Origin of the sequence: Herbiconiux oxytropis (assembly GCF_024979315.1) — a bacterium.
Classification (GTDB): Bacteria; Actinomycetota; Actinomycetes; order Actinomycetales; family Microbacteriaceae; genus Herbiconiux; species Herbiconiux oxytropis.
Genome location: NZ_JANLCK010000006.1, coordinates 37,573 through 53,818 on the forward strand (window position 1 = coordinate 37,573; position 16,246 = coordinate 53,818).

The 16,246-nt window shown below is 71.0% G+C and carries 10 protein-coding genes and 3 tRNA genes; 8 read left to right on the forward strand and 5 right to left on the reverse strand.

Features of this window, described 5'->3' with window-relative positions:
* The first annotated feature begins 126 nt into the window (after positions 1-126).
* Entirely contained in the window at positions 127-7,824 is a 7,698-nt protein-coding gene (locus tag N1028_RS11905) for a DUF5979 domain-containing protein (RefSeq protein WP_259529179.1), read from the forward strand.
* Between the two features lie 132 nt (positions 7,825-7,956).
* Here the strand turns inward: N1028_RS11905 and N1028_RS11910 are convergent, their stop codons facing one another.
* Positions 7,957-8,637, reverse strand: coding sequence for an NUDIX domain-containing protein (locus N1028_RS11910; RefSeq protein ID WP_259529181.1), 681 nt, complete (start codon positions 8,635-8,637; stop codon positions 7,957-7,959).
* The gene (locus N1028_RS11915; protein ID WP_259529183.1) at positions 8,634-9,122 is read right to left on the reverse strand and encodes a YajQ family cyclic di-GMP-binding protein; all 489 of its coding nucleotides are present in this window, start codon (positions 9,120-9,122) and stop codon (positions 8,634-8,636) included. Before N1028_RS11915 ends, N1028_RS11910 begins: the two co-directional genes overlap by 4 nt.
* Positions 9,123-9,175: 53 nt before the next feature.
* On the opposite strand from N1028_RS11915, the gene N1028_RS11920 reads away from it, so the two are divergent.
* From N1028_RS11920 to N1028_RS11935, 4 genes are all read left to right on the forward strand, one after another.
* On the forward strand, positions 9,176-9,946 hold the full coding sequence (locus tag N1028_RS11920; RefSeq protein ID WP_259529185.1) for a lytic murein transglycosylase: 771 nt from the start codon (positions 9,176-9,178) through the stop codon (positions 9,944-9,946).
* A 91-nt stretch (positions 9,947-10,037) separates the two neighbouring features.
* Positions 10,038-10,122: transfer RNA gene (locus N1028_RS11925), tRNA-Tyr, on the forward strand.
* Positions 10,123-10,140: 18 nt separating this feature from the next.
* Positions 10,141-11,025 (forward strand): inositol monophosphatase family protein, encoded by an 885-nt coding sequence (locus N1028_RS11930; RefSeq protein WP_259529187.1) that lies wholly within the window; start codon positions 10,141-10,143, stop codon positions 11,023-11,025.
* A 443-nt stretch (positions 11,026-11,468) separates the two neighbouring features.
* A complete protein-coding gene (locus N1028_RS11935) occupies positions 11,469-12,683 on the forward strand; it encodes a M23 family metallopeptidase (RefSeq protein WP_259529189.1) in 1,215 nt (404 codons plus the stop codon).
* A gap of 8 nt (positions 12,684-12,691) precedes the next feature.
* Here the strand turns inward: N1028_RS11935 and N1028_RS11940 are convergent, their stop codons facing one another.
* A complete protein-coding gene (locus tag N1028_RS11940) occupies positions 12,692-14,455 on the reverse strand; it encodes a glycoside hydrolase family 13 protein (RefSeq protein WP_259529191.1) in 1,764 nt (587 codons plus the stop codon).
* Between the two features lie 92 nt (positions 14,456-14,547).
* Here N1028_RS11940 and N1028_RS11945 point away from each other — a divergent pair.
* Positions 14,548-14,619, forward strand: a tRNA-Thr gene (locus N1028_RS11945).
* Positions 14,620-14,669: 50 nt separating this feature from the next.
* A tRNA-Met gene (locus tag N1028_RS11950) sits at positions 14,670-14,743 on the forward strand.
* A 60-nt stretch (positions 14,744-14,803) separates the two neighbouring features.
* Here the strand turns inward: N1028_RS11950 and N1028_RS11955 are convergent.
* Positions 14,804-15,100: a DUF2277 domain-containing protein gene (locus N1028_RS11955; protein WP_259529192.1), complete on the reverse strand. Its 297-nt coding sequence runs from the start codon at positions 15,098-15,100 to the stop codon at positions 14,804-14,806.
* Positions 15,101-15,119: 19 nt separating this feature from the next.
* On the reverse strand, positions 15,120-15,461 hold the full coding sequence (locus N1028_RS11960) for a hypothetical protein (protein ID WP_259529194.1): 342 nt from the start codon (positions 15,459-15,461) through the stop codon (positions 15,120-15,122).
* A 390-nt stretch (positions 15,462-15,851) separates the two neighbouring features.
* Here N1028_RS11960 and N1028_RS11965 point away from each other — a divergent pair, with 390 nt between their 5' ends.
* Positions 15,852-16,241 carry a hypothetical protein gene (locus tag N1028_RS11965; protein ID WP_259529195.1) on the forward strand — a complete coding sequence of 130 codons (390 nt, stop codon included), beginning with the start codon at positions 15,852-15,854 and terminating at the stop codon, positions 16,239-16,241.
* Positions 16,242-16,246 lie beyond the last annotated feature (5 nt).

A 16,246-nucleotide genomic window follows, 5' to 3' on the forward strand; every position in this document is an offset into this window, starting at 1 on the left:
CGCGGCGACAGCCGGTCCCTAGAGTGACAGCGATTCAGTAGAGAGCCGGTACTCCGCGCGCTCGCCCGGTGCGTTTCCTGCATGCCGCCCTCTGCTGGCTGAAGACCGCAAAAAGGGGATCCGATCGTGAAGCACCGCAGTACAACTCCGTCATCCGGCAAGCGCTGGTACCAGCGCCTCGGCCTCACCGCCTCCGCCCTCACCGTCGCGCTCCTCGGCGCGATGCTCGTGGTGGTTCCGGCGACCTCGGCGGCCGCGGCCGACCCGAGCTTCCTCGCCATCGACAAGTCGGTCAACGGCCAGGAGGCCGTGACCATCGACCCCGGTGAGGAGTTCACCTACACGATCTCGGTCAGCTGCAGCGACGAGGACTGCACCGACGCCGTGCTCACCGACGCCCTGCCGGCCGAGTTCGGCCTGCCCGGTCAGGGCTTCGAGATCCTCGCCACGAACACCGTGCCCTCAGGTGTCGCCACGATCGCCTTCGACGGGTGCTCGACGACCGTGACCGACCCCTGCATCCTCACCGCCACCTACACGCAGGACCTCGGCGCCGGTGCCGTGGGCATCGTCGCGGGCGAGTCGGTCGACGTGCAGGTGACCTTGAAGGCGCCGCAGAACCTCCCGGCCAGCTGGCCCTCCAACGGTGTCGCCGTCACGAACACCGCCTCGGTCTTCGCCACGAACGCCATGAATCAGCCCGAGGACGGCGCCGACGTCACCGTCGCCATCCCCGTCTCGGTCGGCACCGACGTCACGAAGACCTGGCAGCCGGCCACCCAGCCGTTCGCGCCCGGCAGCGACTCGGCCGTCACCCTCACCTCGCAGAACACCTCCAACGTGGCGGCCTCGAGCCTCGTCTTCCAGGATCCGACCTCGGCCACCGACGACGCGACGGCTCTCGGCGACGACAACCCGTTCCTCGTGACCGACTTCGCCGGGTTCGGCGCCGTCTCGCTTCCCGCGGGCGCCACCATGGTGCAGGTCGACGCCTATGTCTTCGACGCGGGCTCCGGCTCCTACGTCTGGGTTCCCGGATCGCCTCGCGGCCCGAGCGACATCGCTCTGCCCGACGGCATCACCGAGGCCGACGTCGTGGGTCTCCGCTTCACCTACGCGGCCGCCGACGGCGCCGCAGCTCTCGCCCCGAACGGTGCGGCCGGCAGCGTCGTGCTCGAGCTCGAGCAGCGTGCCACCGACCGCCGCTCCGGCGACTCCCTCGTGGGCGGCGCGAACGTCGTCAACACCGTGAACGGATCCGTGAACGTGCCGGGTGAGGAGCCCGCGTTCGACAACGCCGCCGCGCCGTACGCGATCGGCAGCGTCTCGGTCGCCGTCGACGCCGCCAAGTCGATCAGCCCCTCCCGCGTGCCCGCCGGGGTGCCCGCCACCGCGGTGATCACCGGTCAGAACTCCTCCAATGCCCCGCTCGAGGTCTTCACCCTCGAGGATCGCGACTTCTTCACCGAGAACGTGCGGTTCTCCGGCTTCCTCGCCCCCCTGGCCTACCCCACGGGCGCCACCGCAGGCACCATCACCTGGTTCTCCGCCGACGGAGCCCCCGTCTCGGCGCCGTTCGCCAACGGAGACACGCCCACGGCGCCCACCCCGGCGGCCGGCGACCACCTCACCGGCTTCTCGATCTCGTTCACCGGATCGATCCCGCCGAACGCCCAGGCCGGTGCCCAGTTCTCCGTGACACCCGGCGTCGGCCTCGTGACCGACCCCGCCGCCTCGGTCGAGCTCGTCAACACCCTCGTCGTCTCCGGCACCAACCCCGGCGGCTCGGCCGACGACTCCGCCACCGCCCCGCTCGAGGTCTTCTTCCCCGACATCGAGCTCGCGATCACGAAGACCATCCAGCCCGGAGGCGCCATCGCCCCCGGCGCCACCGCGGTGGTGCAGCTGCCGACCTCGACCTCGACCGACTCGGCGTTCGTGAACCCCCACACCATCGTGGTGGAGGACCTCTACCGCGACGGCGTCGCCGACGACTTCTGGAACGCGTTCCAGCCGATCGCGATCGCCCCCACCCAGGTGCTCGCGGGCTCCACGCTCACCATCGAGTACACCGTCGACGGCAGCACCTGGACGACCTTCGAGGTCGTCGGCCCCTCCGACACCACCGAGGTCTACTCCGGCAACCTGCCCGCCGGTGCGATCGCCGGCATCGTGGGCCTCCGCTTCACCTTCGAGAACCCCGAGGGCTTCCCGCAGGGCACGACCGTGAGCCCGAACGCCGTCTTCCAGGCGCTCCCCACCACCCGCTACGAGGGCACCCCCACCTCGGTCGTGAACGGCCCCGCCTCCTCCTACACCGACATCGCCACCGCGCAGGGCGAGGGATCCGTCGCCGGCGGCACCGTGCCCGTCGTGAGCGACGTGGTGCAGGACGACGCCGTGGCCCAGATCCGCAGCGAGTCGGGCATCGGCACGCTGATGGGCGCCAAGGCCTGGCGCACCACCGACTTCGGCGCCGACCTCGACCTGCTGAGCTCGCAGTCGGCCGAGCGCGCCGGAACCCGCCTGAGCTGGGGCGTCACCGCCACCGGCTACAGCGAGGTCACGGTCACCGACCCCGCAGGCGACCACGCGCAGCCCGCCGAGACCGTCTTCCAGGCATTCGACCTCAAGCAGATCCCGGCCATCATCTACGCCATCGACCCGCTGCTGCGCTGGGACAGCGTGACGGCCGTCGAGCTGTGGCGCTCGGGCGCCTGGGTCGAGGTCGCGCCGCCCGGCGGTGACTGGATGGGCTCGAACGGCTTCAAGGGCTACACGCTCTCCGGCCAGGAGTCGGCCGAGACCACGGGCGTGCGCTTCACCGTGGAGCCGAACGACGACGCGCGGGCCGCGAGCACGAACCCCGTCACCCCGCCCGTGGGCTCGGGTGTCGCCACGAGCGCCTTCGACAGCCCGCGCGAGTTCCGCCTCGTCTACGAGCTCCGCAACACGCTCCGGGTGCCCGCCGCGAACCCCTCCTACCCCTGGGTGACCGCCACGCAGTCGTTCAACGACCCCGCTCCGGGTTCGATCGTCAACACGGTCGCCGTGGCGGGCGTGCAGAACGGCTCGGACGTCGGCCCCCGCATCGCGAGCGACACCATCGCGCTGATCAACCAGCCGCCGGGTGTCGACATCGTCAAGTCGACCCAGAAGACCCAGATGGTGGTCCCGAACCTCGGTGACGTGCCGGCTTCTGGCTACCCCACCAACGACTTCACGCTCACGGCGAAGAACACCTCGTCGTCGCGCGCCTCCTACCTGCGGGTCACCGATCCGATGCCGTGCTCGAACGTCGCCGAGTGCGCGAGCCCCGCGGACGCCTGGGGCGCGAACCCCTACGCGGCCGCCGCGTACGACCCGGCCACCAACCCGTTCGAGCGCTTCACGCTCACCGGTCTCGTGTTCGCGGTCAACACCAACCAGATCAGCCCGGCCGACTCGGTCGTCACGCTCTGGGACCGCGCGGCGAACGGCGCCCTCAGCTCCCGCACCACCACGGTCGCGGCAGCGGGAGCACTCGCCGCCGCCGACCTGCAGACCGTGGTCGGCGTGAGCGTGACCTACCAGGGCACGAACCCGGCCGTGAACGGCGGATCCATCGTGTCGGGCACCGAGGCGAAGCTCACGCTGAAGACCCAGCTGCGCACCACCCTCCGCAGCGACAGCACGGTGGCGGTCGCTCCCTTCACCGTGGAGAACTACGCCTTCGCACAGGGCTACGACCCGGTGCTCTACCCGGCCGGCACCCCCGGTGACACGCCCTTCGACAGCGACAACAAGGCGATCACCCTCATCCAGGGCAGCCTCGACGTCACGGCCGCCAAGGCGTTCGACCCCGACGTGCTGCTCGAGAAGGATCGTGGAGCACTCGTGACCGCGACCCTCCGCGCCACCCAGGGCTCCTCGACGGTTCCGACCAACCAGGTGACGATCTCCGACACCGACGCCGAGTTCTTCAACCAGTACCGCCTCGACGGCCTCACCGCCGCCGACGTGACGCTGCCCACCGGCGCCGACCGCGTGCGTGTCGACGTGCAGCTCGACGGCAGCACCGACTGGATCGCGGGCACCGCCGCGGCGACGGCCTCGCTGCCGACCCTCCCGAACGGGAAGTCGGCCGCCGACGTCACGGGCATCCGCTTCGTCTTCGACCGCGCCGACGGCGGGCTCTTCTCGAACACGGCCATCCCGGCGAACTACACCGCCACGGCCCTGCTGAAGGTGCGCCTGCTCGAGGTGGCGAGGAACGGCGACCCGATCGTGTTCCCGAGTTCGCTCGAGAACACGGTGCAGACGAACTCGCACCGCACGGACGACCCCGCGGTCTACCCGGACGCGAACGCCGAGGCCACCGACGGCATCGCCCTCGAGGCGGGCACCTTCGCCCTCGACGTGTCGAAGACGCCGTTCGGCAACGTGCACACGGTGACCCCGCTCACCGACAACGAGTGGACGCTGACCTTCCGCAACTCCGGCTCCGGCATCCTCACCATCGCCGACCTCGTCGACACCCTCCCGGAGAAGCTGAACTGGGACGGCGAGGAGCCCGTGTTCTCCACGAGCACCGGCGGCACCCTGTCGACCGACGTGGCCGTGGTCTACGACGCTCCCACGAAGAAGCTCACGCTCAGCTGGCCCGAGGACGGTCAGCGGATGCAGCCAGGCGAGACCTTCACGGTCAAGCTCGGCATCGTGCTCGACGTGGGACTCACGAGCGGCCAGCGGGCCACCAACCAGATCGTGGTCTCGACCGGACAGACCCTCCAGGCCTGCACCAACACCTCGGGCAACGGTCAGGGCACCCTCGCAGGCGTCGCCGCCAACGAGTGCGGCACCACCAACTACGTGGGACCGCAGCCCGGCAGCGCGATGATCTCGACCAAGTCGGTCAAGGGCGACGTGGTGGAGCCGCTCGTCTCGGGCGCCGTCAACACCACCGACCCGACCCTGCCCTGCCTCGCCGACGCCGAGGGCTACTTCCGCTCGCCGTGCGCCGCGAACACGCGGGTCGGGGGCACCGACAGCTGGAAGCTCGTGCCGGTGAACAACGGCACGATCGCCTCGACCTCGCTCACCGTCGTCGACGCGCTGCCGTTCGCCGGCGACCGCCGCCTCGCCACGGGCGTCTCCCGCGGCTCGACCTTCCAGCCCGTGCTCTCGGCCGACTCCGTGACCGTCTCCGCCCCGGCCGGTGCCTCGAGCACCGTCGAGGTCACGACCGCGGCCGACGTCTGCCTCGGCTCGGGATCGACGTCGGCCTGGCCGACCGACCCCACCTGCTCCACGCATCCGGTGGCCTCGGAGTGGTCGGCGATCGCCGACTACGACGGCGACTGGGCCGACATCACGGGCCTCCGGGTCACCGTGGACTTCGCCGGCGCAGCCGACGGAGTGCTGGCACCCGGCGGTTCGGTCACCGTGCGCTACGACACGGTGAACCAGCCGGTCACGGCCGATGAGGCGGGGCTCGCTCCGGTGGTTGTGCCCGTGGGCGCCGAGTTCGCCTGGAACCAGATCGGCGTCTTCGCGCAGTTCGTCTCGGGGGCTCCCAAGAGCGCCGCCTCGAACTACGCGGGCGTCACGCTCCAGGGCGGACCGCTCCAGGTCACGAAGACGATCACGGGCGACGGCGCGCAGTTCGCGCCCGACTCCTTCGACGCCACCGTGGCCTGCACCGTGGTCGGTGCCGACGTGCAGTTCGATTCGGACCAGCTGAGCTTCGACGAGGAGAACGGGTACACCGTGCGCGTCGACGGCATCCCGCTCGGGGCATCCTGCTCGGTCGTCGAGAACGGCGATCCCGGATCGTACGGCGAGAGCAGCCGGTCGGTGACCCCCGCCTCGGTGAGCATCCTCACCCCGGCTGCGGGAACCGATCCGGTGCCCACCACGCAGAGCGTCGCCATCACGAACGACTACGCGCTCGCCTCGCTCACGGTCTCCAAGGCCGTCGAGACCGTCGCGACCGTGGGCTCGTTCGGGCCGTTCGACTACACCGTGAGCTGCATCGCGGCCGACGGATCGCCGGTCGAGCTCGCCGAGGGCGACGCGGAGTTCAGCCTCGAGGCGGGTGCCTCGCGCACGATCGGCGGCATCCCCGTGCTGGCCGACTGCACGGTCACCGAGACCGGTGTCGACCACGCGCTCGACGCGGGCAACTCGGTCACGGTGTCGGTCGACGGCGCCGCGGGCAGCACCGGCGCCACGGTCTCCGTCCCCGTGGGCCCCGACGGCGCGACGGCCGCGTACACGAACACCTACGCCGCCGGCACGCTGACCGTGTGGAAGGGCCTCGCCGGCGACGGCGCGGGCGACGGATCGGGAACCCCCTCACCCGAGGACGGCTATGGCCAGGGACCTTTCACCATCGCGGTGGAGTGCACCTACGACGGCCAGACGCTCTACGACGACTCCTTCGAGATCGTCGGCGACGAGTCGCACCTCGTGGAGGAGATCTTCCCGATCGGCACCCTGTGCGCCGTGTCGGAGACGGTCGACGGCGGAGCCACCTCCACCACGATCTCGGACGCCTCGGTGCTCATCGTCGGCCCCTCCGACGACACGCAGCCCTACGGCAACGTGCAGGTCGACGTGACCAACACCTTCGGCCTCGGCGAGGTGGAGGTCGTCAAGACCATCGAGGGCTCGGGTGCCGAGACCTACGGCGCCGGACCGTTCACCGCGGTCGTCACCTGCACCTGGGTGAAGGACGGCGAGACGCTCACCATCCCGCTGCCCGGCGGCGGCGTGGTCGAGCTCTCGGCCGAGAACGGCTACCGCGCCGTGGTGTCCGGCCTCATCGCCGGAGCCGAGTGCACGATCGTCGAGACCGTGACCGGAGGCGCGACGTCGACGACGTACTCTCCCGAGAACGGCAGTGGTGTCGGCGGCACGGTCGTCGTGCCTGACGGCTCGCCGGTCGAGGCCACCGTCACCAACACCTTCCACACCGGATCGCTCGAGATCGTCAAGGAGCGCGTCGGAAGCGGCGTCTCCCGCTTCGGCGACGGGCCCTTCACCGCGCAGGTCACCTGCACGTGGGAGAAAGACGGCGTGCTCACACCGATCGCGCTCGACGACGACGGCGTGGTGGTGCTCTCCGAGGAGAACGGCTACCGGGCCGCGATCGACGACCTCATCGCGGGCGCCGTCTGCGTGGTCGTCGAGACCGACCAGGGCCTCGCCACCGACTCGTCGGTCTCGCCCGAGGACGGCATCACGATCGTCGCCGACGGCGACGAGGCGGGGCCGGCCACGGTCACGATCACGAACACGTTCGACGTGGGCCAGCTGCAGATGTCGAAGACCGTGGACAAGAAGGCCGCGACCGTGGGCGACACCCTCGTCTACACGATCACGCTCGAGAACATCGGCGAGATCGACGCGACCGACCTCACGGTGACCGACTACCTGCCGGCCGCGCTCACGGTGGTCTCCACCGACCCGCCTGCCACGGCGGGAGCGGACGGCGAACTGACCTGGACGGTCGACTCGCTGCCGGTCGGAGCGACGCGCACCTTCGTGATCACCGCCACGGTGACCTCCGCAGGCACGGTCGCGAACCTCGCCGACGTCACCAACCCGCCCGGCCCGTGGGGCGAGGTGTCCCACGAGGGTGACACCTCTCCGGACGGCGACTCGCAGGCGGTCACCGAGGTCAGCGTGCCGGTTCTGCCCGGCGTGCCGTCCGGCCCCGGCGGCCTCGCGAGCACGGGATCGGGCCTCGCGCTCGGCCTCGGTGGCGGCGCCGCAGTGCTGCTGCTCGGCCTCGCACTGGTGCTCGTGCGACGCCGGTCGGCTGCTCTGCAGAGCGAGTAGAGACGTGCGCCCTGGTCCGTTCGAGAGAGCGGGCCCGGGTGTGCGGCAACAAGGCCCGGATCGTGTGTCCCCACCCTCGATCCGGGCCTTTCGTGCGCCTCCGCGGGGCGGCTCGCCCGGTCGCGGGTGACCTCAGCGGGCGAAGGGGCCGCGGAGGGCTGCCCACTGCAGGAGCATGATGGTCTTCGCGTCGACGATGTCGGTGCCGATTCGGGCCAGCGCGTCGTCGATGTCGAGCTCGACCAGCTCGATGTCCTCGCCCTCGTCAGCGAGCCCGCCTCCGGCATCCGCCCGGTCGGCCGCGTCGTAGGGAGCCGCGAAGAAGTGGATCTTCTCGGTGATCGACCCCGGGCTCATGTAGGCCTCGAAGAGGGTCTCGACCTCGCCCACGGCGTAGCCGGTCTCCTCCCGCGCCTCTCGTCGGATGGCGGTCTCGGCGTCGTCCTCGTCGAGCAGGCCCGCCGGGGTCTCCAGGAGCTCGCCGTCGGGGTGGCCGTTGACGTAGGCCGGGTAGCGGAACTGCCGGATCAGCAGCACGGTGCGCCTGCGGGCGTCGTGGAGCAGGATCGTGGCGCCGTTGCCGCGGTCGTAGGTCTCGCGATCCTCGGTCGACCAGTGGCCGTCGCGGTGCCGGAAGCGGATGCGTGTGGTGCGCGTGATGTACCAGTTCGAGCTCAGGAGCGTCACCGACTCGACCTTCACGCGGGGGTTGCCCGTGAGGTCGAGGCCCGTGCGGTCGAGACCGGTGCGGCCGCGGCGGTCGGGGACGTCGACGCCGGGGATGCCGGTGCGGGCCTCGTCGGCCGTCGTCACCGGAAGTTGATGAACTGCAGCGCCACGTCGAGATCGGCGCCCTTCAGCAGCGCCATCGTCGCCTGCAGGTCGTCGCGGCTCTTCGACGACACCCGCAGCTCGTCGCCCTGGATCTGCGACTTGACGCCCTTGGGGGCCTCGTCGCGGATGAGCTTGTTGATCTTCTTCGCGTCGTCCTGGGCGATGCCCTCCTTCATGGAGGCCTCGAGCCGGTATTCCTTGCCGCTCGCGTAGGGCTCGCCCGCATCCAGCGACCGGAGCGAGATGCCGCGCTTGATGAGCTTCGACTCGAACACCTCGAGGATCGCCTTCACGCGCTCCTCGGAGTTCGCCTTCATCATCACCTTCTCGCCGCTCCACTCGATCGACGCGCCGATGTTCTTGAAGTCGTAGCGCTGCGCCACTTCCTTCTGCGCCTGGTTGAGGGCGTTGTCCGCCTCCATCTTGTCGACCTTGCTGACCACGTCAAACGATGAATCTGCCATGCCCCGCATTTTACGCTGTCCCGACTGTCAGGGGGGTCTGCTTGAGTGGAGGCATGCGCTTCAGCCTGTCGTCCCGGTCCGGTCCCGGTGCGGTCGCGCGGGTGGCGACGGTGCTGGCGGCGGCGGCGGGAGTGCTGGTTCTCGGCGGGTGCGCGGCGGCACCCGGGGGCGATGGCGGGGCGGATGCGACGTACGCGGTGTTCGCCGAGGCTCCCGCGGCGAGCGGTGCCGGCAGCTACGCCGACGGCACGCCGACCGCCCTGCTGGCCGATCCCGCCTGGCTCGACGAGGTGGCCGAGGCCACCGGCATCCCGCGCCGTGCCCTGCAGGGGTACGCGGGCGCCGCCCTCGTGAGCGCCGAGGTGCGGCCCGAGTGCCACCTCGGCTGGAACACGCTCGCGGGCATCGGCTGGGTGGAGTCGCACCACGGCACGATCTTCGGCGGGGCGATCCAGGAGAACGGGATCACGAGCGACCTCATCATCGGGGTGCCGCTCGACGGCGTCGGCTTCCAGGAGATCCCCGACACCGATGCGGGGGCCGTCGACGGCGACACCGAGTGGGACCGCGCGGTCGGCCCCATGCAGTTCGTGCCCGCCACCTGGGCGGCCTGGGCCACGGAGGCCAACGGCGACGGGGTGCCCGACATCCACAACATCGACGACTCCTCCCTCTCGGCCGCCGAGTACCTCTGCTACTCCGGTGGCGACCTCGGCACCGAGGAGGGCTGGCAGGCCGCCGTGGCGGGCTACAACGAGTCGCCCGCCTACCTCGACGAGGTGCTCGAGTACGCCGACCGGTATGCGAGCGAAGCGGCCGGCTGAGCCCTCTGGGGCGCGATTTCGCGGCGGGGCCTCCGCCGGGTATCCTTGACCAGCGCCTTCGGTTGTGTGATGAACGTGGTCGGGTGCGCCTGGCGAGTTACCCAAGCGGCCAAAGGGATCTGACTGTAAATCAGACTGCTCAGCATTCGGGGGTTCGAATCCCTCACTCGCCACCAGAACATCACGGAGAAGCCATGCCCGGTGCATCGACCTCGTCCCCTTCCGAGTCCTTCGATTCAGGGTCTCAGGCAGCAGAGCTGCTCGCGATCGCCCGTGCGATCGGCGTCGAAGCCGGCTCCCTGATCGCGCACCGCCGAGCCGAAGGCGTCACGATCGCCGCCTCCAAGTCGGCTCCGGAAGACGTCGTGACCTTCGCCGACCGGGAGAGCGAGGACTTCATCCGCGCCCGCCTCGCCGAGCTCCGCCCCGAAGACGGCTTCCTCGGCGAGGAGTCGACGGGCTCCGCCACCCCGGGCACTTCGGGCATCGTGTGGGTCGTCGACCCCATCGACGGAACCGTCAACTACCTCTACGACATCCCCGCCTACGCCGTGAGCATCGCCGCCGTGGCCGTGACCCCCGGCGACCCCATCGACGCCGAGCACTGGCAGGCCCTCGCCGGCGTCGTGGTCAACCCCGTGCTCGGCGAGGTCTTCTCGGCGAGCCTCGGCGGGGGCGCGCACCTCGGCGACCGGCGGCTGCAGGCCAACACAGGCGTCGAGCTCTCGCAGGCCCTCGTGGGCACCGGCTTCGCCTACAGTGCCGAGCTGCGGGTGAAGCAGGCCGCCGTGGTGCAGGGGCTCGTGGGTCGGGTGCGCGACATCCGCCGCGCCGGATCGGCCGCGCTCGACCTCTGCTCGGTGGCCGCCGGCCGTCTCGACGCCTACGGGGAGCGCGGGCTGAACGCCTGGGACCACGCCGCCGGTGCGCTCATCGCGCGCGAGGCCGGAGCCCGCGTGAGCGGATTCGAGGGTGCGGCCGAGAGCACGATCATGACGTTCGCTGCGGCACCGGATCTGGCCGACCAGCTCGAGCCGCTCTTCTTCGACCTGCACAAGGCCGCCGGGCTGCCGCTCTGATCTGGACTTCTCCCGGGCCTGCCCGTCGTGCCCGTGCGGTGGCGCTCCCGGACGGCACCCGTCCTGTGGCAATCCCCAGGAACGGTCGGTAGCCTTGACCGATCCGTGATCTCGCACCCCCGAGACGCTGCCCGACGATCGACCCGGAGATTTCTACGCCCGTGCCACGCCCGACTTCACGCCAGGATGACGACGCATCTGAACGCGAGGCCTCCGGTTCGACGACGCACCAGACACCCTCTTCCCGTGGCGGATCTGCTCTGCCGTCGCGCCGCAGCCTCCGGGCGGGCGGGCCGGTGACCGCCGACTCCGCAGCGGAAGCCGCATCGCCTTCTCCCGCCGCCCGTCGGCGCCGCGACCTGCGAGGAGCAGGCGCTCCGGTCGAGGGGAAGCCGGCTGACGCCGCTGTTTCCGCCGAGACCGCTGTTTCCGCCGAGACCGCTGTGCCTGCCGAGACTGCCGTGCCTGCCGATCCCACCGTGTCGGCACGCCGTGCGGCGCGGCTCGCGGCTGCCAGCACCATCGCGGCGCCGCGCCCCCACGCTCAGCCACTCACCTTCGAGCAGCAGGTCATCACCGTCGAGGGCACCGTCGCCGAGGGCGACACCGCCGCGGCCAGGCGGAAGGCCGGCCGACGCGCCGCTGCGGCCTTCTCCGACTCGATCGAGCGCCCGTCGGGCGGCCGCCGTGCCATCGTGCCCGTCGCCACGACCGTCGTGCCGATCGAGCCGCTCGACGAGGTCGCGATCGTGCCCGCCGCCGACTCCGCCCCCGCCCTCGCTCCCGTCGTGTCCAAGCCCGTGAGCCGGCGCTCGCTGCGCACGGCCTCGCCCGCCGTGCCCGTCGCCGACGCGCCATCCGTGTCCGCTGCACCGGCCGCATCCGGCGCTTCGGTCTCGCCCACGGGCCGACGCAGCAGGCGCGGCCCCGGCGGCTCAGGCGCCAAGGGCGCCTTCAGCATCATCGCCATGCTCTTCGCCACCGGCATCGCCGTGGCCACCACCATGCCCGCCACCGCCCTGCACGCGGCCTCGGGCGCTCCGAGCACCTCGGCCGAGACCGTGCTCGCCGACGTGGCCCCGCTCGAGGCCCAGGAGCTCACCACGAGTTCCGACGTGGTGCTCGGCACGGTGGCCCGCGACGGCTACGGCGTCACCGACCCCCGCATCCTGCAGGCTGCTGCGCGTGCGAGCGGCATGCGCGTGGCCGACACCTTCTCGAACAACCCCGTCGCCGCGGTGCAGTGGCCCTTCCCGGTCGGCGTGCCGATCTCGAGCCGCTTCGGCCCGCGCGAGTCGCCCGGCGGAATCGGCAGCACCGACCACAAGGGCGTCGACTTCACGCCCGGCGAGGGCACGATCATCCAGTCGATCGCCGACGGCGTCGTGCGCGAGGTCGTGCCGAACGACAACGGCGGCCTCGGCGTGCACGTGATCGTCGACCACGTGGTGAACGGCCAGGCCGTCTCGAGCGTCTACGGTCACATGCTCACCGGATCGATCGAGGTCGAGGAGGGCCAGGTCATCAAGGTCACGCAGGCCCTCGGCCGCGTCGGCAACACGGGAACCTCCACGGGCGCGCACCTGCACCTCGAGATCCGCCTCGACGGCACCACGCCCGTCGACCCCTTCGCCTGGCTCGAGGCCAACGCCGGCTGAGCCGCGCGTCAGGCCAGCCAGACCGTCGTGTCGGCGGGCAGCGCGGCCTCGTGCAGCTCCTCCGAAGAGAGCAGCAGCTCGCCGACCGGCAGCTCCACGGGAGTCGATCCGAGGTTCGAGATCACCGTCACGCCGTTGTTGCGGAGCGCGATCACGTCGTCCCCGTAGCCCGGCAGCCACTCCACGGATCCCGTGCCGAGCGCGGAGCGGGCCCGCAGCGAGAGCGCGAGCCTGTAGAGCTCGAGCGTCGAGCCCGGCACGCCCTGCTGCGCGGCGCGCGCGAAGGCATCCCAGTCGCCGGGCTGCGGCAGCCAGCTGGCGGTCGAGCCGGCCGGACCGAAGCCGTAGGTGGGTGAACCCGTCTCCCAGGGGATGGGCACGCGGCAGCCGTCGCGGCCGTACTTCTCATGGTTCGTGCGGAACCAGGTCGGGTCCTGGCGCGCGTCGTCCGGGAGGTCGATGGCCTCGGGCAGGCCGAGCTCCTCGCCCTGGTAGACGTAGGCGCTGCCCGGCAGGGCGAGCATGAGCGCCGTGGCCGCTCGGGCGCGGCGGAGGCCGAGCACGGGGTCGGGGAGGCCGGGGGAGTCCGGCCCGATGCCGGCGCCCTGCGGGTTCTCCGCCGTGAGCGCGAGGCGGGAGGCGTGCCGCACCACGTCGTGGTTCGACAGCACCCAGGTGGAGGGCGCCCCCACCGTTCCGAAGGCGTGGATGGAGGTGTCGATCACCGTGCGAAGCTCCGGCGCCGACCAGCCTGCCGAGAGGTAGGTGAAGTTGAAGGCCTGGTGCATCTCGTCCGGTCGCACCCAGCGTGCGAGCTTCGTGAGCGGCTCCACCCAGGCCTCGGCGCAGAGCACGCGGTCGCCCTCGTACTCGGCGAGCACGTCGTGCCAGGCGCGGTAGATCTCGTGCACGCCGTCCTGCGCCCAGTAGGGCGGGGTGGGCGGGTCGTCGTCGGCGTGGGCGTCGATGCCCGGCTCGAGGCCGACAGGGCCGCCCGTGCCGCCGCCCATGCTGCCCGCGTCGGCCGGGGGCGTGTAGTCGGGGAGGCCGGCCTCCTTGATGAGCCCGTGCGCGACATCCACCCGGAACCCGTCGACCCCGCGGTCGAGCCAGAACCGCAGGATGTCGTGGAAGCGCTCGCGCACCCACGGGTTCTCCCAGTTGAGGTCGGGCTGGGACTTGTCGAAGATGTGCAGGTACCACTGGCCGAGCGTGCCGTCGGCGCGGATCTCGCGCTCCCACATGGGGCCGCCGAACACCGACTCCCAGTTGTTGGGCATCTCGTCGCCGTTCGGGCCCAGGCCGTCGCGGAACATGTAGCGGTCGCGCTCCGGGCTGCCCGGCTCCGCGGCGAGGGCCTCCTTGAACCACTCGTGGTCCCACGAGGTGTGGTTCGGCACGAGGTCGACGATCACCTTGAGGCCGAGCTCGTGCGCCCGCGCCAGCAGGAGATCGAAGTCGGCCAGGGTGCCGAAGATCGGATCGACGTCGCAGTAGTCGGCCACGTCGTAGCCCGCGTCGTGCTGGGGGCTCGTCATGAAGGGGGAGAGCCACACGGCGTCGACACCGAGCTCGGCCAGGGCGGTGAGGCGGGAGGTGATTCCGGGCAGGTCGCCGATGCCGTCGCCGTTCGCATCGGCGAACGAGCGGGGGTAGATCTGGTAGATGACGGCCGAGCGCCACCACTCGCCACCGGTGCCGACGAGGGTCGGGGTGGTCTCGGTGACAGGGGCGTCCGGGGTCTCGGGATCAGGAACGGTCTCGATGGTCATGGGGAGAACTCTAATGCGGGGCGGGGCGGCAAAAGCTGGGCCGGAGGGATGCTATTCTCTACTGGTGCCAAAAGCCGCTTGCGGCTGTGCGCGCCCCCTTAGCTCATTGGTAGAGCACTTCCTTGGTAAGGAAGAGGTAGTGGGTCCGATTCCCACAGGGGGCTCCGGCTTCCGGCCGGCTGCCACCCTCGCGGGTGCGGCGACACGGAGGCATGGCGGGGTAGCTCAGTTGGTTAGAGCACACGGCTCATAATCGTGGGGTCGCGGGTTCAAGTCCCGCTCCCGCTACGAAAACCCCCAAGATCTCGCCATCTTGGGGGTTTTTGCTTTCCCGGGGGCGGGGGTGGGTCAGGCGGGGGCGGTGCGCAGGCGGACCTCGCGTTGCATGCGGGCCTCGTGGCGGGCTCGGCCCTTGAGGGCCTCGGCCTCTCGGGACTTCGGCGGGGCGGAGGTGGTGAGGCCGTCGAGGAGGCGGCGGGTGGCCGCCGCGATCTCGTCGATGGCCTCATCGAACGCCTCGGCGTTCGCGCGGGAGGGACGGGTGGATCCGCTCACCTTGCGCACGAACTGGAGGGCGGCCTCACGCACCTCTTCGTCGGTGGTGGGCGGGTCGAAGTTGTGGAGCACACGGATGTTCCTGCACATGCCCGCGAGGATACTCCGCTCACAGGTCGTCGGGCCAGCCGTCCTGCTGCGGCACCTCGTCGGCCGCCACCGGGGTGATGACGTCGCCGCGACGGAGCTCCTCCGCGTCGTACCTGAGCTTCTGCACGACCTCGTCGTCGACGAGCTCCTCGTGCTCGCTCTCCTCGGCGTCGCTGATGAGCTGACTGGCCGGCCCGATCAGGATCGTGGAACGGCTGAGGGCACCGTCGTCGCCCACCGTAGGGATGTCGACCGTGGCCGACGTGTCGTGCTCGGCGAGCACGTGCGCGTACTCGAGGAGAGCTCGGGCGATCTCGGTGCCGGTGACCACGGAGTCCCCGGCGTAGTGAATGCGGTCCATGATGAAATCCCTACCTCGACTCCGCGCGCCACGCCAGACGGCCGACTGCGGACGAACACGGCGCGAACGCATCGACACCGATTCAACCCTGTCCCGATCCCGGCCGCACGGCCTCGGGCTTGACAGATGCCGGGGATGCCCGAGAATCGCTGAGCGAGGCGGGTGATGGATCAAGTGCCTGAGCCAAAATCAAGCCCCTGCCGAGATCCGGGCCGGGGTGTTCGCTGGGAAGCATGCACCACGCAGCGCCGCAGCTCACCACCCGGAACCGTCTCGCCCCGCGCGACGACTGGCGCCGGCCGTGCAAGAACGCAGCGTGTGCCCTGACCGTGACGATGCGCCGGAGCCGTGCCGCCGGCCACCCCGGGTACTGCTCGGAGGCCTGCGCCGATGCCGCCGCCCGGCGCCGCGCGGGCTGACCAGGACGTGAGCGCCGCCGGGGATCAGGCCGCCGTGGAGCGGCGGGCCGAGCTCGAGCGCCACGCCGCCGTGCTCTTCGTGGGTGCCGTGCTGTGCGTGGCTGTGGTGTGCGGCGGCGTGATCGTCTCGGGCTGGTTCGCAGGCGTGCTCGTCGACTCCTGGGAGCGGCTGTTCTGGCTGGGCTTCGTGCTCGCCATCGTCATGGTAGGGGTCTTCGCGGCCGCGGCGGCACCGGGCGGTCGGGATGCGCATCGCGCGAGCATCCGCATCGCCTGGTTGCTGCGGGTGGGCCTGGTGCTGTTCGTGCTGTCGCCGGCCCTGTGCATCCTGGCCCTCGTGGGCGACTTCTACCGACTCTGAGCTGG